16 protein-coding genes are annotated in these 19,513 nt (G+C 55.3%); 15 read left to right on the forward strand and 1 reads right to left on the reverse strand.

Annotated elements, in window-relative coordinates:
* Window positions 1-10 precede the first annotated feature (10 nt).
* The 5 genes from sdhB to sucD all read left to right on the forward strand — a co-directional run bounded on the left by sdhB (window position 11) and on the right by sucD (window position 7,149).
* Window positions 11-727: a succinate dehydrogenase iron-sulfur subunit SdhB gene (gene sdhB / locus B498_RS12465; RefSeq protein WP_008501090.1), complete on the forward strand. Its 717-nt coding sequence runs from the start codon at window positions 11-13 to the stop codon at window positions 725-727.
* A 248-nt stretch (window positions 728-975) separates the two neighbouring features.
* Entirely contained in the window at window positions 976-3,783 is a 2,808-nt protein-coding gene (gene sucA / locus B498_RS12460) for a 2-oxoglutarate dehydrogenase E1 component (RefSeq protein ID WP_008501092.1), read from the forward strand.
* 14 nt (window positions 3,784-3,797) lie between these two features.
* A complete protein-coding gene (gene odhB, locus B498_RS12455) occupies window positions 3,798-5,018 on the forward strand; it encodes a 2-oxoglutarate dehydrogenase complex dihydrolipoyllysine-residue succinyltransferase (RefSeq protein ID WP_008501093.1) in 1,221 nt (406 codons plus the stop codon).
* 95 nt (window positions 5,019-5,113) lie between these two features.
* Window positions 5,114-6,280: an ADP-forming succinate--CoA ligase subunit beta gene (gene sucC, locus B498_RS12450; RefSeq protein WP_006809579.1), complete on the forward strand. Its 1,167-nt coding sequence runs from the start codon at window positions 5,114-5,116 to the stop codon at window positions 6,278-6,280.
* Window positions 6,280-7,149, forward strand: coding sequence for a succinate--CoA ligase subunit alpha (gene sucD / locus B498_RS12445; protein ID WP_008501094.1), 870 nt, complete (start codon window positions 6,280-6,282; stop codon window positions 7,147-7,149). The genes sucC and sucD overlap by 1 nt, the downstream gene beginning before the upstream one ends.
* An 83-nt stretch (window positions 7,150-7,232) precedes the next feature.
* Here the strand turns inward: sucD and B498_RS12440 are convergent, their stop codons facing one another.
* Window positions 7,233-7,949 carry a GntR family transcriptional regulator gene (locus tag B498_RS12440; RefSeq protein WP_008501095.1) on the reverse strand — a complete coding sequence of 239 codons (717 nt, stop codon included), beginning with the start codon at window positions 7,947-7,949 and terminating at the stop codon, window positions 7,233-7,235.
* A gap of 170 nt (window positions 7,950-8,119) precedes the next feature.
* Here B498_RS12440 and mngA point away from each other — a divergent pair, with 170 nt between their 5' ends.
* The 10 genes from mngA to tolA all read left to right on the forward strand — a co-directional run bounded on the left by mngA (window position 8,120) and on the right by tolA (window position 19,483).
* On the forward strand, window positions 8,120-10,036 hold the full coding sequence (gene mngA, locus B498_RS12435) for a PTS 2-O-a-mannosyl-D-glycerate transporter subunit IIABC (protein WP_008501096.1): 1,917 nt from the start codon (window positions 8,120-8,122) through the stop codon (window positions 10,034-10,036).
* A 23-nt stretch (window positions 10,037-10,059) separates the two neighbouring features.
* Window positions 10,060-12,690: a mannosylglycerate hydrolase gene (mngB, locus tag B498_RS12430; RefSeq protein ID WP_008501097.1), complete on the forward strand. Its 2,631-nt coding sequence runs from the start codon at window positions 10,060-10,062 to the stop codon at window positions 12,688-12,690.
* A gap of 680 nt (window positions 12,691-13,370) precedes the next feature.
* Window positions 13,371-14,939 (forward strand): cytochrome ubiquinol oxidase subunit I, encoded by a 1,569-nt coding sequence (cydA, locus tag B498_RS12425; protein WP_008501098.1) that lies wholly within the window; start codon window positions 13,371-13,373, stop codon window positions 14,937-14,939.
* Between the two features lie 15 nt (window positions 14,940-14,954).
* Complete coding sequence (gene cydB, locus B498_RS12420; RefSeq protein WP_008501099.1) at window positions 14,955-16,094, forward strand: cytochrome d ubiquinol oxidase subunit II; 1,140 nt, start codon at window positions 14,955-14,957, stop codon at window positions 16,092-16,094.
* A gap of 14 nt (window positions 16,095-16,108) precedes the next feature.
* The gene (gene cydX / locus B498_RS12415) at window positions 16,109-16,222 is read left to right on the forward strand and encodes a cytochrome bd-I oxidase subunit CydX (protein WP_003858598.1); all 114 of its coding nucleotides are present in this window, start codon (window positions 16,109-16,111) and stop codon (window positions 16,220-16,222) included.
* On the forward strand, window positions 16,222-16,512 hold the full coding sequence (gene ybgE / locus B498_RS12410) for a cyd operon protein YbgE (protein WP_008501100.1): 291 nt from the start codon (window positions 16,222-16,224) through the stop codon (window positions 16,510-16,512). The genes cydX and ybgE overlap by 1 nt, the downstream gene beginning before the upstream one ends.
* A gap of 148 nt (window positions 16,513-16,660) precedes the next feature.
* A complete protein-coding gene (ybgC, locus tag B498_RS12405) occupies window positions 16,661-17,065 on the forward strand; it encodes a tol-pal system-associated acyl-CoA thioesterase (RefSeq protein WP_003858593.1) in 405 nt (134 codons plus the stop codon).
* Window positions 17,062-17,754 (forward strand): Tol-Pal system protein TolQ, encoded by a 693-nt coding sequence (tolQ, locus tag B498_RS12400; protein ID WP_008501101.1) that lies wholly within the window; start codon window positions 17,062-17,064, stop codon window positions 17,752-17,754. The genes ybgC and tolQ overlap by 4 nt, the downstream gene beginning before the upstream one ends.
* A gap of 3 nt (window positions 17,755-17,757) precedes the next feature.
* Complete coding sequence (gene tolR / locus B498_RS12395; protein WP_003858589.1) at window positions 17,758-18,186, forward strand: colicin uptake protein TolR; 429 nt, start codon at window positions 17,758-17,760, stop codon at window positions 18,184-18,186.
* A 28-nt stretch (window positions 18,187-18,214) separates the two neighbouring features.
* Window positions 18,215-19,483, forward strand: coding sequence for a cell envelope integrity protein TolA (gene tolA, locus B498_RS12390; protein WP_008501102.1), 1,269 nt, complete (start codon window positions 18,215-18,217; stop codon window positions 19,481-19,483).
* Window positions 19,484-19,513: the final 30 nt, after the last annotated feature.

Genomic DNA, 19,513 nt, shown 5'->3' on the forward strand with positions numbered 1-19,513 from the left:
AGACAGGATAATGAAACTCGAATTCTCAGTTTATCGTTATAACCCGGATGTTGATGACGCTCCGCGCATGCAGGACTACACCCTCGAAGCGGAAGAAGGTCGCGACATGATGCTGCTGGATGCCTTAATCCAGCTGAAAGAAAAAGATCCAACCCTGTCGTTCCGTCGCTCCTGCCGTGAAGGGGTGTGTGGTTCTGACGGTGTGAACATGAACGGCAAAAATGGCCTGGCCTGCATCACGCCAATTTCAGCGTTGCAGCGTCCTGGTCAGAAAATTGTTATCCGTCCTCTGCCAGGCCTGCCGGTCGTGCGTGATTTGGTGGTAGACATGGGGCAATTCTATGCACAATATGAGAAGATTAAGCCTTACTTATTGAATAATGGGCAAAATCCACCGGCTCGTGAGCACTTACAGTCTCCTGAGCAGCGTGAAAAACTCGATGGTCTGTACGAGTGTATTCTCTGCGCATGCTGTTCTACGTCCTGCCCGTCGTTCTGGTGGAACCCGGACAAGTTTATCGGCCCGGCCGGTCTGCTGGCTGCCTATCGCTTCCTGATCGATAGCCGCGACACCGAAACCGACAGCCGTCTGGAAGGACTGAGTGACGCTTTCAGCGTATTCCGCTGCCATAGCATCATGAACTGCGTCAGTGTGTGTCCGAAGGGGCTGAACCCGACGCGCGCCATCGGCCATATTAAGTCGATGCTGCTGCAGCGCAGTGCGTAAGTAACGTTGCCGGATGGCGCTGCGCTTATCCGGCCTACGAAACTGTAGGCCCGGCAAGCGTAGCGCCACCGGGCAAAATGCAGAAACCTTTAAAAACTGCCCTGTACTACCCTGAAGTCCAGACAGTTTCTAAAGGTTCCTTCGCGGGCCAAATGAAAAGAGCTCGCAGGTGAACCCCGGCACGTACACGTGGTGTGCGTGGTAGTTTCTACGGCGAAAGTAAGCATAAAAATGCTTAAGGGATCACGATGCAGAACGGCGCAATGAAAGCCTGGCTGGACTCTTCTTACCTCTCTGGTGCCAACCAGAGCTGGATAGAACAGCTCTATGAAGACTTCTTAACCGATCCTGACTCAGTGGACGCAAACTGGCGTTCCATGTTCCAGCAGTTGCCTGGTACAGGGGTCAAACCGGATCAATTCCATTCCAAAACACGTGATTATTTCCGTCGTCTGGCGAAGGATGCCTCACGTTACTCTTCTGCGATTTCCGACCCTGACACCAATGCGAAGCAGGTTAAAGTCCTGCAGCTTATCAACGCTTATCGCTTCCGTGGTCACCAGCATGCGAATCTCGATCCGCTGGGACTGTGGAAACAAGACCGTGTGGCCGATCTCGATCCGGCGTATCACGATCTGACCGAGGCCGATTTCCAGGAAAGCTTTAACGTAGGTTCCTTTGCCATCGGCAAAGACACGATGAAGCTGGGCGATCTGATTGACGCGCTCAAGCAAACCTACTGCGGCTCCATCGGCGCGGAATACATGCACATTACCTCTACCGAAGAGAAGCGCTGGATCCAGCAGCGCATCGAATCCGTAGCGGGCCACGCGACCTTCTCGGCTGACGAGAAAAAACGCTTCCTCAGCGAACTGACCGCAGCGGAAGGCCTTGAGCGCTATCTGGGCGCGAAGTTCCCGGGCGCAAAACGCTTCTCGCTGGAAGGCGGTGACGCCCTGGTGCCGATGCTGAAAGAGCTGATTCGTCACGCAGGCAAGAGCGGCACCCGTGAAGTGGTGCTGGGCATGGCACACCGTGGTCGTCTGAACGTACTGGTCAACGTGCTGGGTAAAAAACCGCAGGACCTGTTCGACGAATTCGCAGGCAAACATAAAGAACACCTCGGTACCGGTGACGTGAAGTACCACATGGGCTTCTCGTCAGATATCGAAACCGAAGGCGGTCTGGTTCACCTGGCGCTGGCGTTTAACCCGTCGCACCTGGAAATCGTCAGCCCGGTGGTTATCGGTTCCGTGCGCGCGCGTCTGGATCGTCTGGACGAGCCGAGCAGCAACAAAGTTCTGCCAATCACCATCCACGGTGATGCGGCGGTGACAGGGCAGGGCGTGGTGCAGGAAACCCTGAACATGTCCAAAGCGCGTGGTTATGAAGTGGGCGGTACCGTTCGCATTGTGATCAACAACCAGGTGGGCTTCACCACCTCTAACCCGCTGGACGCACGTTCTACCCCGTACTGCACCGACATCGGTAAGATGGTTCAGGCGCCGATCTTCCACGTTAACGCGGATGATCCGGAAGCCGTGGCTTTTGTGACCCGTCTGGCGCTGGACTTCCGTAATACCTTCAAACGCGATGTGTTCATTGACCTCTTCTGCTACCGCCGTCACGGCCACAACGAAGCGGATGAGCCAAGTGCAACCCAGCCGCTGATGTACCAGAAAATCAAAAAACACCCGACCCCGCGCAAAATCTATGCTGACAAGCTGGAAAGCGACAAAGTGGCGACGCTGGAAGATGCGACCGAAATGGTCAACCTCTACCGCGACGCACTGGATGCGGGTGAATGCGTAGTGAAAGAGCTGCGCCCGATGAACATGCACTCCTTTACCTGGTCGCCGTACCTCAACCACGAGTGGGATGAGAGCTATCCGAACAAGGTGGAGATGAAGCGCCTGCAGGAGCTGGCTAAACGCATCAGCACCGTGCCGGACGCTATCGAGATGCAGTCTCGCGTGGCGAAAATTTATGCTGACCGTCAGGCCATGGCGGCAGGCGAGAAGCTGTTCGACTGGGGCGGCGCGGAAACGCTGGCTTACGCGACGCTGGTTGACGAAGGCATTCCTGTTCGTCTGTCCGGTGAAGATGCGGGCCGTGGCACCTTCTTCCACCGTCACGCGGTGGTTCACAACCAGTCTAACGGTTCAACCTACACCCCGCTGCAGCACGTGCACAACGGTCAGGGCCAGTTCAAGGTCTGGGACTCCGTACTGTCTGAAGAAGCGGTACTGGCTTTCGAATACGGTTACGCCACGGCAGAACCGCGCACCCTGACCATCTGGGAAGCGCAATTCGGCGACTTCGCCAACGGTGCGCAGGTGGTGATCGACCAGTTCATCTCCTCCGGCGAACAGAAATGGGGCCGTATGTGTGGCCTGGTGATGCTGCTGCCGCACGGCTATGAAGGCCAGGGTCCGGAGCACTCCTCCGCGCGTCTGGAACGTTATCTGCAGCTCTGCGCCGAGCAGAACATGCAGGTTTGCGTACCGTCCACCCCGGCTCAGGTTTACCACATGCTGCGTCGTCAGGCGCTGCGCGGTATGCGTCGTCCGCTGGTGGTCATGTCGCCGAAATCCCTGCTGCGTCACCCGCTGGCGGTGTCCAGCCTGGAAGAGCTGGCAAATGGTACCTTCCTGCCGGCCATCGGTGAAATTGACGAGCTGGATCCACAGGCCGTGAAGCGTGTGGTGATGTGTTCTGGTAAGGTTTATTACGACCTGCTAGAACAGCGCCGTAAGAACGATCAGAAAGATGTCGCCATCGTGCGTATCGAACAGCTTTATCCGTTCCCGCACCAGGCGGTGCAGGAAGCGCTGAAACCGTACGCTCACGTTCATGATTTTGTCTGGTGCCAGGAAGAGCCGCTCAACCAGGGCGCATGGTACTGCAGCCAGCATCATTTCCGTGAAGTGATTCCATTTGGGTCAGCCCTGCGCTATGCAGGTCGCCCGGCCTCCGCCTCTCCGGCGGTAGGGTATATGTCCGTTCACCAGAAGCAGCAACAAGATCTGGTCAATGACGCGCTGAACGTCGATTAATTAAAGGATACATAATGAGTAGCGTAGATATTCTTGTTCCCGACCTGCCTGAATCTGTAGCAGATGCGACCGTCGCTACCTGGCACAAAAAACCAGGCGATGCCGTTAAGCGCGATGAAGTGCTGGTAGAAATCGAAACTGACAAAGTGGTACTGGAAGTACCGGCTTCGGCGGATGGCGTTCTGGACGCGGTGCTGGAAGATGAAGGTACCACCGTTACTTCTCGTCAGATCCTGGGTCGCCTGCGTGAAGGCAACAGCGCGGGCAAAGAGTCCAGCGCGAAGTCTGAAGAGAAAGCGTCGACGCCAGCGCAGCGCCAGCAGGCCTCTCTGGAAGAGCAGTCTAACGACGCCCTCAGCCCGGCGATCCGTCGCCTGCTGGCGGAACACAGCCTTGACCCGGCAGCCATTAAAGGCACCGGTGTAGGCGGTCGTCTGACCCGCGAAGACATCGACAAACACCTGGCGAAAGCGCCTGCTCAGGCCGAAGCGAAAGCCCCTGCGGCAGCACCGGCAGCACAGCCTGCTCTGGGTGCCCGCAGCGAAAAACGCGTGCCAATGACCCGCCTGCGCAAGCGCGTGGCCGAGCGTCTGCTGGAAGCGAAAAACTCTACCGCGATGCTGACTACCTTCAACGAAGTGAACATGAAGCCAATCATGGACCTGCGTAAGCAGTACGGTGACGCGTTCGAAAAACGTCACGGTATCCGTCTGGGCTTTATGTCCTTCTACGTGAAGGCGGTGGTTGAAGCGCTGAAACGCTACCCGGAAGTGAACGCGTCCATTGATGGCGATGACGTGGTTTACCACAACTACTTCGACGTCAGCATGGCGGTTTCTACCCCACGTGGCCTGGTGACCCCGGTTCTGCGTGATGTGGATACCCTGGGTATGGCCGACATCGAGAAAAACATCAAAGAGCTGGCGGTGAAAGGCCGCGACGGCAAGCTGACCGTAGACGACCTGACCGGCGGTAACTTCACCATTACCAACGGCGGCGTCTTCGGATCGCTGATGTCTACCCCGATCATTAACCCGCCGCAGAGCGCGATCCTGGGTATGCATGCCATCAAAGATCGTCCTATGGCGGTAGACGGTAAAGTTGAGATCCTGCCGATGATGTACCTGGCGCTCTCTTACGACCACCGCCTGATCGACGGCCGCGAGTCCGTGGGCTTCCTGGTAGCCATTAAAGAGCTGCTCGAAGATCCAACGCGTCTGCTGCTGGACGTCTAGTCACGATTTAGCATCACCTGCCCCGTAGACCGGCACACGCTGCGCCGGTCTACAGGTTTGAAGATAACGATTACCCTGAAGGATGGATAGAACACATGAACTTACATGAATATCAGGCCAAACAGCTGTTTGCCCGGTATGGCTTACCGGCTCCGGTGGGTTATGCCTGTACTACCCCGCGTGAAGCAGAAGAAGCCGCATCTAAAATCGGTTCCGGCCCGTGGGTAGTTAAGTGTCAGGTTCACGCTGGTGGCCGTGGTAAAGCGGGCGGTGTGAAGGTTGTTAAGAGCAAAGAAGAGATTCGTGCGTTTGCTGAACATTGGCTCGGCAAGCGTCTGGTAACGTACCAGACAGACGCGAACGGCCAGCCGGTTAACCAGATCCTGGTTGAAGCGGCAACCGATATCGCGAAAGAGCTGTACCTGGGCGCGGTGGTTGACCGTAGCTCCCGTCGCGTGGTGTTCATGGCATCTACCGAAGGCGGCGTGGAAATCGAAAAAGTGGCGGAAGAGACCCCGCACCTGATCCACAAAGTGGCTATCGATCCGCTTGCAGGCCCAATGCCTTACCAGGGTCGCGAGCTGGCGTTCAAACTGGGTCTGGAAGGCAAGCTGGTTCAGCAGTTCACCAAGATTTTCATGGGCCTGGCGACCATTTTCCTGGAGCGCGATCTGGCGCTGATCGAGATCAACCCGCTGGTGATCACGACCCAGGGCGATCTGATCTGCCTCGACGGCAAGCTGGGCGCTGACGGCAACGCGCTGTTCCGCCAGCCGGATCTGCGCGAAATGCGCGACCAGTCTCAGGAAGACCCGCGTGAAGCGCAGGCTGCTCAGTGGGAGCTGAACTACGTGGCGCTGGACGGTAACATCGGCTGCATGGTTAACGGTGCGGGCCTGGCGATGGGCACCATGGACATCGTTAAGCTGCACGGCGGTGAGCCAGCGAACTTCCTCGACGTGGGCGGTGGCGCAACCAAAGAGCGCGTAACCGAAGCGTTCAAAATCATTCTCTCCGACGACAACGTGAAGGCCGTTCTGGTTAACATCTTCGGCGGCATCGTCCGTTGCGACCTGATCGCCGACGGTATCATCGGCGCGGTAGAAGAAGTGGGTGTTAACGTTCCGGTGGTTGTGCGTCTGGAAGGTAACAACGCTGAACTCGGCGCGAAAAAACTGGCTGACAGCGGCCTGAATATTATTGCAGCGAAAAGTCTGACGGATGCAGCTCAGCAGGTTGTTGCCGCAGTGGAGGGGAAATAATGTCAGTTTTAATTAATAAAGATACCAAGGTTATCTGCCAGGGCTTCACCGGTAGCCAGGGGACTTTCCACTCCGAACAGGCGATTGCCTACGGCACGCAGATGGTTGGCGGCGTAACGCCAGGTAAAGGTGGCACCACCCACCTGGGCCTGCCGGTGTTCAACACCGTGCGTGAAGCCGTAGAAGCGACGGGCGCAACCGCGACCGTGATCTACGTTCCGGCGCCGTTCTGCAAAGACTCTATTCTGGAAGCGATCGACGCAGGCATCAAACTGATCATCACCATCACCGAAGGCATCCCGACGCTGGATATGCTGACCGTGAAGGTGAAGCTGGATGAAGCTGGCGTGCGTATGATCGGCCCGAACTGCCCGGGCGTGATCACCCCGGGCGAATGCAAAATCGGCATCATGCCGGGCCACATTCACAAGCCGGGTAAAGTGGGCATCGTGTCCCGTTCCGGTACCCTGACCTATGAAGCGGTTAAGCAGACCACCGACTACGGTTTCGGCCAGTCCACCTGCGTGGGCATCGGCGGTGACCCGATCCCGGGTTCTAACTTCATCGACATCCTGAAGCTGTTCCAGGAAGATCCACAGACCGAAGCGATCGTGATGATCGGTGAGATCGGTGGTAGCGCGGAAGAAGAAGCGGCTGCTTACATCAAAGAACACGTGACCAAGCCAGTTGTGGGTTACATCGCGGGTGTGACCGCGCCGAAAGGCAAGCGTATGGGTCACGCAGGCGCGATCATCGCCGGTGGTAAAGGTACGGCTGATGAGAAATTCGCAGCGCTGGAAGCCGCAGGCGTGAAGACCGTTCGCAGCCTGGCGGATATCGGCGAAGCACTGAAATCCATCATTAAGTAAGTCCTCTCTGCTCCCCGAAAGGGGGGCGTTGCAGTAAAAAAATGTCCGTTTCGACATGGTTGGCCGCTGTAAAGCGGCCTTTTTTATTGCCTGCGTCTGGCGACTAGCGTGAACTTGTAATCATCGGTATTGAACACGTTGCGGCTGTATTCAAATACCCGCCCGTCCCTCAGAAACCCGCGGGAGACTTTTTCCAGGATCGGCTTTGCCGGATCGAGCGACAGCGCGCCGATCGCCTCCTCTGACGGCATGATCGGCACCAGCTCCTGCTCGCTGCGATCGATAACCAGCTTTTTGATCTGCTCAACGTAGTGGTATTTCGAATTCTCCATCACTTCCCAGGTGAGGTCGGGGAACAGGGCCAGCGGCATCCACGTTTCTTCCAGATTTACCGGTTTTTGTTTGATAAAGCGGACGCGTTTAACGTGCCAGACTTTATCGTCATGAGAGAGATTCAGCTTTTCGGCAAGTTTTGCATCGGCTTTCAGCACTTCGAAAATGCTCACCTCACTGTGGGTATCCACGTTCCGGTCCGCCAGTTTTTCGTAAAACCCGGTGAGCTGGTAAATGTCGTAATTGACGCGCTCTTCTTTTACGTAGGTGCCGCTGCCCTGAATGCTCTCGACGATCTGCTCTTCCGTAAGCAGCTTCAGCGCCTGTCTCACCGTGACGCGACTCACGTTGAATGCCTCCTGAAGGCTGGATTCCGTCGGTAACGCATCGCCAGGCTTTAACTCTCCCGCACTGATTTTTTCGCGAAGCGCATCGGCTATTTGCCGGTACATCGGTTTGTTACCCATCGAATCTGCCTTTCTAATACCTTTTCATGGAATTATGCCTCCCGCTTAAAATTTGTAAATAATACAACTTAAATACAAATTTTCGTTGTTAGTGAAAATGATCACATAAATGTATTGTATGACCTGCCACAATTGCCGCCAGACAATGACAACGTATGTGTGAGGATCTTATGAACCTGACGACCCTGACCCACACCAGTGCTGTCTGCGTGCAGGCGCACTATGCCAGCCGTGATGAGGCCATTCGCCAGCTTACAATGCGGCTGGTGGCGCTGGGCAAAATTTCAGATGGCGAGGTATTTCTGGCGGAGGTCTACCGCCGCGAATCTCAGGGGCCTACCGCGCTGGGTGAAGGGCTGGCTGTCCCGCATGGTAAATCGAGCGCGGTGAACGAAGCGGCTTTTGCGGTTGCTACGCTGCGCGAACCGCTGGAGTGGGAGGGGGTGGACGGCCCTGAACAGGTAGAGCTGATCGTCCTGCTTGCCATCCCGCCAGCTGAAGCGGGATCCACGCATATCCAGGTGCTGACGGCGCTGACGTCTCGCCTGGCCGATGATGCCCTCCGGGAACGCGTTATGGCTGCCGGGACGGCAGAGGATCTGCTTGATGCGCTGAACGGTGTCTCGAAGGAAGACGAGGCTGATACGCCGGTGAATGCACCAACCGTCGTCTGTGTCACCGCCTGTCCGGCGGGGATCGCGCATACCTATATGGCCGCAGAGTACCTGGAAAAAGCGGGACGTAAGCTCGGCGTCAACGTGGTGGTCGAAAAGCAGGGGGCGAATGGTATAGAAGGGCGCATTACTGCCCAGCAGTTGCTGGAGGCGAAAGCGTGTATTTTTGCCGCAGAAGTGGCGATCAAAGAGAGTGAGCGCTTTCAGGGGATCCCCGCCATTTCCGTGCCCGTTGCGGAACCCCTGCGTCATGCTGAAGCGTTGATTGAGCGCGCGCTGGCGCTAAAGCCTTCTACCGATGCTCACCATGCGCAGGTCGATACCGAAACGAAAAAGCGCGTTAAAACTGAACTCAAGCAGGCGCTTCTCAGCGGCATCTCTTTTGCGGTGCCGCTGATCGTCGCCGGCGGTACGGTGCTGGCCGTATCGGTACTGCTGGCGCAGATCCTTGGCCTGCAGCACCTGTTTGACCAGGAAAACTCGTGGCTGTGGATGTACCGCAAGCTTGGCGGCGGCATGCTCGGCATTTTGATGGTGCCTGTCCTGTCGGCCTACACCGCCTACTCGCTGGCGGATAAACCCGCGCTGACACCGGGCTTTGCGGCCGGTCTGGCTGCCAACATGATCGGCTCCGGTTTTCTCGGCGCTATCGTCGGTGGGCTGATCGCGGGCTATCTGATGCGCTGGGTGAAAAACCACATCCGGCTCAGTAGCCGCTACAACGGCTTTCTGACTTTTTATCTCTATCCGGTGATTGGCGTGCTGGGCGCGGGCAGCCTGATGCTGTTTGTGATTGGCGAACCGGTGGCCTGGCTCAATAACACGCTCACCGTCTGGCTTGACGGTCTGTCCGGCGCGAATGCGCTGCTTCTGGGGGCAATCCTCGGGTTTATGTGCTCATTCGATTTGGGCGGCCCGGTCAACAAAGCCTCTTACGCGTTTTGCCTGGGGGCGATGGAGAACGGGGTATACGGTCCCTATGCGATCTTTGCTTCCGTCAAAATGGTCTCAGCCTTCACCGTCACGGCGTCAACGATGCTGGCACCGAAGCTGTTTAAGTCGTTTGAAATTGAAACCGGTAAATCGACCTGGCTGCTCGGCCTCGCGGGCATTACCGAAGGGGCGATTCCGATGGCGATTGAAGATCCGCTTCGCGTCATTGGCTCATTTGTACTCGGATCCATGGTGACAGGCGCGGCTGTCGGTGCGATGGGGATCGGGCTGTCTACGCCGGGGGCCGGGATTTTCTCTCTTTTTTTACTTCACGATGCCGGGTTGGGCGGTGTGGTTGCGGCGGCGGGCTGGTTTGGCGCGGCGCTGGTGGGTACCGCTATCTCCACCCTGGTTCTGCTGCTCTGGCGACGCCAGGCGGTAAAAAAGGGCAACTACGTCACTGAAGACGCCTTATCGTAAAAACGCACAAACAGGAAACGAAGATGAAAGCTGTATCTCGCGTTCATATCACGCCGCATATGCACTGGGACCGTGAGTGGTACTTCACCACCGAAGAGTCGCGTATTCTTCTGGTCAATAATATGGAAGAAATCCTGACCCGGCTGGAGCAGGATGATGAGTACAAATACTATGTTCTCGATGGACAGACGGCTGTTCTGGAGGATTATTTTGCCGTTGTGCCCGAAAACCGCTCTCGCGTGAAGGCGCTTGTCGAGCGCGGAAAGCTGATTATCGGCCCCTGGTATACCCAGACCGATACCACGATCGTGAGCGGCGAGTCGATTGTCCGCAACCTGATGTACGGCATCCGGGATTGTATGGCCTTCGGCGAGCCGATGAAGATCGGCTATCTGCCGGATTCGTTTGGCATGTCCGGCCAGCTTCCGCATATCTATAACGGGTTTGGCATTACCCGCACGATGTTCTGGCGCGGTTGTTCTGAACGCCACGGGACCGATAAAACCGAATTTCTCTGGCAGAGCCAGGACGGCAGTGAAGTGACGGTACAGGTGCTGCCGCTGGGCTACGCGATTGGTAAGTACTTACCGGAGGACGAAGCGGGGCTGCGAAAACGGCTCGACAGCAATTTCGAGGTTCTGGAAAAGGCGTCCGTCACCAAAGCGATTTTGCTGCCCAACGGACACGACCAGATGCCGCTGCAGCAGAACATTTTCGCGGTGATGGAGAAGCTGCGTGAAATCTATCCGCAGCGTCAATTTGTGATGAGCCGGTTTGAGGAGGTCTTTGATTGCATCGACGCGCACCGCGATGACCTGGCGACCTTAAAAGGTGAGTTTATCGACGGGAAATACATGCGCGTGCACCGGACCATCGGCTCCACGCGCATGGATATCAAAATCGCCCATGCGCGTATTGAGAACAAAATTGTCAACATCCTCGAGCCGCTGGCGACGCTTGCCTGGACGCTGGGCTTCGACTACCACCACGGCCTGCTGGAGAAGATGTGGAAAGAGATCCTCAAAAACCACGCTCACGACAGCATCGGCTGCTGCTGCAGCGACAAGGTGCATCGCGAGATTGTCTCCCGCTTCGAGCTGGCTGAGGATATGGCAGACAACCTGGCGCGTTTCTATATGCGCAAGATTGTCGACAACATGCCGCAAAGCGATGCCGATAAGCTGGTGATGTTCAACCTGATGCCCTGGCCGCGTGAGGAGGTGATGAACACCACGATTCGACTGCGCGCCAGCCAGTTCCGTCTGCGGGATGACAAAGGCAACGAGATCCCGTATTTCATCCGCAGCGCGCGCGAGCTCGACCCGGGCCTCATTGACCGACAGATTGTCCACTACGGCAATTACGAACCGTTTATGGAGTTTGATATTCAGCTCAGCCAGATATTGCCGTCGATGGGCTACCGTACGCTGTTTATCGAACCTAACGTGGCCGGGAAGGTGCTCTCTCCGGGGGAAAATACCGCCTCCTTACTTGAAAACGCCTTCTGGCAGATTGACGTAAATGACGACGGTTCGCTGCGCCTGCGCGACAAAGAAACCGGGCTTATTTATGACCGCGTGCTGGAAATCGAAGAGAGCTCGGATGATGGCGATGAGTACGACTACTCGCCTTCGCGGGAAGAGTGGAGACTCACTTCCGCGCAGGGCGAGCATGAATTTGAGGTTACGCATGAAGGCTGGCAGAGCAGGGCAGTTATCCGCCATCGAATCGCCGTTCCGGCGAACCTGGCGGAACGCGCGGCGCGCCAGCGAAACGGCTACCTCGACGCTGAATTTGAAATTACGCTAAGCCGCAACAGCAGACGCATTGACGTGGCGGTGCGCCTGGATAATCAGGCCGACGACCACCGCGTTCGCGTGCTCATCCCAACGCCGTTTGCGACCCGGGAGGTGTTAGCGGATACGCAGTTTGGCACGATCTCTCGTCCGGTGCAGGACGCGGCGATGCAAAACTGGCAGGAGGAGGGGTGGAAAGAAGCGCCGGTTCCCGTCTGGAATTTACTCAACTACGCCGTCCTGCAGGAAAAACGAAACGGGCTTGCGCTATTTACCGAGGGGCTGCGTGAATTTGAAGTCGTGGGCGATGAACAAAAGGCATTTGCCCTGACTTTGCTGCGCGGCGTGGGGGTACTCGGCAAAGAAGATCTGCTCCTGCGCCCCGGCAGACCATCCGGTATCAAAATGCCGGTCCCGGACGCTCAGGTGCGTGGTCCGCTAAGCTGTCGCTTTAGCCTCTTCAGCTTCAGCGGCACGCCGGAAAACGCGGGTGTCGCGCAGCAGGCTCAATCGTGGTTAACGCCGGTGCAGTGTTATAACAAGATCCCCTGGGATGCAATGAAGCTGAATCGCGCGTCGTTGACCACGCCGGAAAGTTACAGCCTGTTAGCGCTTTCGCCAACGGGATGCGTACTCAGTGCGATCAAAAAAGCGGAAGATCGTGATGAGCTCATTCTTCGTCTGTTCAACCCTTCGCAGTCCAGCGCATGTGACGCGACGCTATCCGTCAATCCGGCGGTGAAGCGGTGCTGCGAAACGGACATGAATGAACGGCTGATGGACCACGGTGAAGGCGAAGGCATTGTCGGGGCGTTCAGACCGGGACAGTCGCGAACCTTTAGCCTTCTTCTTGCCTGAGAACCGCTGATATCATTAAAAGGCTGCACTGTTTGCGGCCTTTTTCATTAAATAGTCACTCCGCGGTGTTAAGTTATGGGGTGACAAAAGTAAAATAAATGTAATTACGAAGGGTTGCATAAATACCATGGAAAAATAACCCGGCCCGGCTATGCTTTATTGTTTGCCGCGCATCGAAATGAGGCTTTTGTTTCGCGTTAATTAAAATCACTTCTGTTTATATTTTTTTTCGTCTTCGATAACCAATCACATCTTTACATGCACATATCATTAACATGGTTTTTACCATTCTCACCACGATTAAACATAGTTAACATCAAGGTTTGTTTTTGATTTAAATCAAAGTTTAATCCTTGGAAAAAGGTGCTGAAAAGCGCTAAATTGTTCCCGATCAAAATGGCCGAAAAGTGGTAATTTTGCTATAAATTGATCACCGTCGAAAAACGTAAATGTGATTCAATAAAAACCTGTTTATTGTAAGGGTTTTGCAGCGTATTATATTTGCGGTATCAATTTGAGTTTTTTATTAACGTATTTGTAACCTCACGTCATCGTTTTTATCCTCCTTCAGGGTAATAACGACGACAAGGATGCGAATAATTTGTATTGGGGCATGCGTGTGGATCTCTTTCTGACGGGGTTCACTCTCGGAGTCTTCATGCGATGAGCAAGGAGTCATGATGTTAGATATAGTCGAACTGTCGCGCTTACAGTTTGCCTTGACCGCGATGTACCACTTCCTGTTTGTGCCACTGACGCTCGGTATGGCGTTCCTGCTGGCCATCATGGAAACGGTATACGTTCTCTCCGGCAAACAGATTTATAAAGATATGACCAAGTTCTGGGGCAAGTTGTTTGGTATCAACTTCGCACTGGGCGTGGCAACCGGTCTGACCATGGAGTTCCAGTTCGGGACTAACTGGTCTTACTATTCCCACTATGTAGGGGATATCTTCGGTGCGCCGCTGGCCATTGAAGGTCTGATGGCATTCTTCCTTGAATCCACCTTTGTAGGTCTGTTCTTCTTCGGTTGGGACCGTCTGGGTAAAGTCCAGCATATGGCGGTGACCTGGCTGGTGGCATTAGGTTCGAACCTGTCCGCGCTGTGGATTCTGGTCGCGAACGGCTGGATGCAGAACCCTATCGCGTCTGATTTCAACTTCGAAACCATGCGTATGGAGATGGTCAGCTTTGCCGAGCTGGTCCTGAACCCGGTTGCTCAGGTTAAATTCGTTCACACCGTCGCTTCTGGCTATGTGTGCGGCGCGATGTTTGTACTGGGTATCAGTTCTTACTACATGCTGCGCGGTCGTGACTTCGCGTTCGCCAAGCGCTCCTTTGCTATCGCTGCAAGCTTCGGTATGGCTGCGATTCTCTCCGTTATTGTTCTGGGTGATGAATCCGGTTACGAAATGGGCGACGTGCAGAAAACCAAACTGGCCGCTATCGAAGCCGAATGGGAAACCCAGCCGGCACCTGCTGCCTTTACGCTGTTCGGTATTCCCGATCAGGACGCGCAGGAAAACCGCTTCGCTATTCAAATCCCTTACGCGCTGGGTATCATCGCCACCCGTTCTGTTGATAAGCAGGTGACGGGTCTGAAAGAGCTGATGGTGCAACACGAAGAGCGTATCCGTAACGGTATGAAAGCCTACTCGCTGCTGGAACAGCTGCGTGCCGGTTCTACCGACCAGGCCGTTCGCGATCAGTTTAACGACGTGAAGAAAGATCTGGGTTACGGTCTGCTGCTGAAGCGTTATACCCCGAACGTTTCTGATGCGACGGAAGCGCAGATCCAGATGGCAACCAAAGACTCAATTCCACGCGTTGCGCCACTGTACTTCGCATTCCGTATCATGGTGGGCTGCGGCATCATCATGCTGCTGATCATTGCGGCGTCCTTCTGGTCCGTGATTCGCAACCGCATCGGCGAGAAAAAATGGCTGCTGCGCACTGCGCTGTACGGTATTCCACTGCCGTGGATCGCGATTGAGTCCGGCTGGTTTGTGGCGGAATATGGCCGTCAGCCATGGGCGATCGGTGAGGTGCTGCCAACGGCGGTAGCGAACTCGTCCCTGACCGCAGGCGACCTGATCTTCTCCATGCTGCTGATTTGTGGTCTGTACACCCTGTTCCTGGTGGCTGAACTGTTCCTGATGTTCAAGTTCGCGCGCCTTGGCCCAAGCAGCCTGAAAACCGGTCGCTATCACTACGAGCAGTCCACTGCGACTACTCAGCCGGCACGCTAAGACAGGAGTCATCAAATGATCGATTATGAAGTATTGCGTTTTATCTGGTGGCTGCTGGTTGGCGTTCTGCTGATCGGTTTCGCCGTCACGGATGGTTTCGACATGGGGGTGGGGATGCTCACCCGTTTCCTCGGTCGTAATGACACCGAGCGTCGAATCATGATCAACTCCATCGCCCCGCACTGGGACGGTAACCAGGTGTGGCTGATCACCGCAGGCGGCGCGCTGTTCGCTGCCTGGCCGATGGTCTACGCGGCTGCGTTCTCCGGTTTCTATGTGGCGATGATTCTGGTGCTGGCCTCTTTATTCTTCCGTCCGGTCGGTTTCGACTACCGTTCGAAGATTGAAGATACCCGCTGGCGCAACATGTGGGACTGGGGCATCTTCATCGGTAGCTTCGTTCCACCGCTGGTGATCGGCGTGGCGTTCGGTAACCTGCTGCAGGGCGTACCGTTCCACCTGGACGAATACATGCGTCTTTACTACACCGGTAACTTCTTCCAGCTGCTGAATCCGTTTGGTCTGCTGGCCGGTGTCGTCAGCGTGGCGATGATCATCACTCAGGGCGCAACCTACCTGCAGATGCGTACCGTAGGCGAGCTGCATCTGCGCTCCCGCGCGACGGCTCAGGTTGCTGCGCTGGTTACGCTGGTCTGCTTCGCGCTGGCCGGTGTGTGGGTGGTGTACGGCATTGATGGCTACGTGGTGACGTCTGCCATTAACCACACCGCACCGTCTAACCCGCTGACCAAAGAAGTGGCGCGTCAGGCGGGAGCATGGCTGGTGAACTTCAACACTACCCCTGTGCTGTGGGCGATCCCGGCGCTGGGCGTGCTGCTGCCGCTGCTGACCATGTTGACGTCTCGTCTGGAAAAAGGCGCGCTGGCGTTCGTGTTCTCTTCACTGACTCTGGCATGCATTATCCTGACGGCGGGTATTGCGATGTTCCCATTCGTCATGCCATCCAGCACCATGCTGAATGCTAGCCTGACCATGTGGGATGCAACGTCCAGCCATATGACGCTGAACCTGATGACGTATGTTGCTTGCGTGTTCGTTCCGATTGTTCTGGCTTACACCATCTGGTGTTACTGGAAAATGTTCGGCCGCATCACGAAAGAACATATCGAAAGCAACACCCACTCTATGTATTAAGTAAGGAGCTGAATATGTGGTATTTCGCATGGATTTTAGGGACGCTTCTTGCCTGTGCATTTGGTGTCATCACTGCCCTGGCGCTTGAGCACGTAGAAGCGACCAAAGCGGGTGAAGAAAAACACTGATGAATATTATCGCGAAACTTTACGCGGTAATGGACAAGCGCCCGTTACGGGCGCTTTCTTTAGTGATGGCATTACTGCTGGCAGGCTGTATCTTCTGGGACCCTTCGCGCTTTGCAGCGAAAACCAGCGAGCTTGAAATCTGGCACGGCTTCCTCATCATGTGGGCGGTGTGCGCAGGTGTGATCCACGGCGTGGGCTTTCGTCCGAAAGCCGTTCACTGGCAGGGAATTTTTTGCCCGCTAATCGCCGATCTGGTGCTACTCGCCGGTTTGATTTTCTTCTTCTTCTGAATAAGAAATGTCCGTTAACGTTATGGGCTTACCCGAGCCCATAAAAATTTACTCTCCGTTTACTTTCCCCCATTCCAAACCATCTTTCCCGCGCGTATAGTAGCGAAGTTTAAAAGCTCTAACTTTTGTTGCATTACTGGGATGTAAAGTGAATACAACGCTGTTTCGATGGCCGGTTCGTGTCTATTACGAAGATACCGATGCCGGTGGTGTGGTTTACCACGCCAGCTACGTTGCTTTTTATGAACGGGCACGCACAGAGATGCTGCGCCATCATCACTTTAGTCAACAGGTGCTGTTGGCTGAGCGAGTTGCCTTCGTGGTACGCAAGATGACGCTTGAGTATTTTGCGCCTGCCAGACTCGACGATATGCTCGAAGTCCAAACTGAAATTACATCAATGCGCGGGACCTCACTGGTTTTCACGCAGCGGATAGTCAACGCAGAGAATACCGTACTGAACTCAGCTGAAGTGCTGATTGTTTGTGTTGATCCAACCATAATGAAGCCTCGTGCGCTTCCTAAGTCTATTGTCGCGGAGTTTAAGCAGTGACTGACATGAATATCCTTGATTTGTTCCTGAAGGCAAGCCTTCTGGTTAAACTTATCATGTTGATTTTGATTGGTTTTTCAATCGCATCCTGGGCCATCATCATCCAGAGAACGCGTATCCTCAATGCCGCTGGCCGTGAGGCTGAAGCGTTTGAAGATAAGTTCTGGTCGGGCATTGAGCTTTCTCGTCTGTACCAGGAGAGCCAGGGGCGTCGTGAAAACCTGACCGGCTCCGAACAAATTTTCTACAGCGGTTTCAAAGAGTTCGCCCGTCTGCATCGTGCAAACAATCATGCGCCGGAAGCGGTGGTGGAAGGTGCCTCGCGTGCGATGCGCATTTCGATGAACCGCGAGCTGGAAAACCTTGAAACGCATATTCCGTTCCTCGGTACTGTCGGCTCCATCAGCCCGTATATCGGTCTGTTTGGTACCGTGTGGGGGATCATGCACGCCTTTATCGCGCTGGGCGCGGTGAAGCAGGCCACGTTGCAGATGGTTGCACCGGGTATCGCTGAAGCACTGATTGCGACCGCTATCGGTCTGTTTGCGGCAATTCCTGCGGTTATGGCTTACAACCGTCTGAACCAGCGCGTGAACAAACTGGAACTGAACTACGACAACTTTATGGAAGAGTTCACTGCGATTCTGCACCGTCAGGCGTTTACCAGCACCGAGAGCAACAAGGGGTAAACCATGGCCAGATCGCGTGGACGAGGTCGTCGCGAGCTCAAGTCCGAAATCAATATCGTTCCACTGCTGGACGTCCTGCTGGTACTGCTGCTGATCTTCATGGCAACAGCGCCAATCATTACCCAGAGCGTGGAAGTGGATCTGCCGGATGCGACAGAATCACAGGCGGTGAGCACCAATGACGATCCTCCGGTTATCATTGAGGTTTCCGGCGTAGGGCAATACAGCGTCGTGGTAGAAAAAGATCGTATGGATCAGCTGCCACCTGAGCAGGTTATTGCCGAAGCGCAGCGTCGCCTGGAGTCAAATCCGAAAACGGTCTTCTTAATCGGTGGCGCGAAAGACGTACCCTACGATGAAATTATTAAAGCGCTGAACTTGCTACATAGTGCGGGTGTTAAGTCAGTTGGCTTAATGACCCAACCTATTTGATCATCCGCGTAGTTTTTGGGAACCGATAGTGTCAAAGGCAACCGAACAGAACGACAAGCTTAAGCGAGCGATAATCGTCTCCGCAGTGCTGCACGTTATTCTCTTTGCAGCGCTGATCTGGAGTTCGTTCGACGAGCATATTGATGCATCAGCCGGCGGCGGTGGAGGATCTTCCATTGACGCCGTCATGGTGGATCCCGGTGCGGTAGTACAGAACTATAATCGCCAACAGCAGCAGAAGGCGAGTGCAAAACGGGCTGAAGAGCAGCGTGAAAAACAGGCGCAACAGCAGGCGGAAGAGCTGCGTGAAAAGCAGGCTGCCGAGCAGGAACGTCTGAAGCAGCTTGAAAAAGAACGTTTGCAGGCGCAGGAAGCTGCGAAAGCGCAGGCAGAGCAGCAGAAACAAGCCGAAGAGGCCGCGAAAAAAGCACAGGAACAGCAAAAGCAGGCGGAAGAGGCGGCAGCAAAAGCCGCAGCGGACGCGAAAGCACAGGCTGATGCCCAGGCGAAATTAGCGGCAGAAGCGGCGAAGAAAGCGGCTGCCGACGCCCAGAAGAAAGCGGAAGCCGAAGCGGCGAAGAAAGCGGCCGCTGATGCTCAGAAGAAAGCGGAAGCCGAAGCCGCGAAGAAAGCCGCAGCTGATGCTCAGAAGAAAGCAGAAGCGGAAGCCGCGAAAAAGGCCGCTCAGGAAGCAGAGAAGAAAGCTGCTGCCGAGGCCGCGAAGAAAGCGGCTGCTGCAGAGAAAGCAGCAGCAGAAAAAGCCGCGGCAGAAAAAGCGGCAGCCGCCGAAAAAGCCGCTGCTGACAAAAAAGCTGCAGCTGAGAAGGCCGCTGCCGATAAGAAAGCAGCAGCTGAAAAAGCGGCTGCTAAAAAGGCTGCCGCCGCTGAAAAAGCCGCTGCTGCCGCAGGGGTTGACGATCTGCTCGGCGATTTGAGCTCCGGTAAGAATGCGCCGAAAACGGGCGGTGGGGCGAAAGGAAACAACGCAGCGCCGACCGGAAGTGGTAACACTAAGAGTAACGGTGCGACAGGGGCTGAAATCAACGGTTATGCCGCGCAGATTAAATCCGCTATTGAAAGCCGATTCTATGATGCGTCTTCCTATACCGGTAAAACGTGTACGTTGCGTATAAAACTGGCTCCGGACGGCATGCTGCTGGATATTAAGTCTGAAGGTGGCGACCCGGCTTTATGTACTGCGGCCCTGGCTGCAGCGCGTCAGGCGAAGATGCCTAAACCGCCTTCGCAGGCAGTCTACGAAGTCTTCAAAAATGCGCCGCTGGACTTCAAACCTTAAGTTACATTTTCCCCGTGCAAACGGGGAAAA

Origin of the sequence: Enterobacter sp. SST3, from assembly GCF_000286655.1 — a bacterium.
Taxonomy (GTDB): domain Bacteria; phylum Pseudomonadota; class Gammaproteobacteria; order Enterobacterales; family Enterobacteriaceae; genus Enterobacter; species Enterobacter roggenkampii.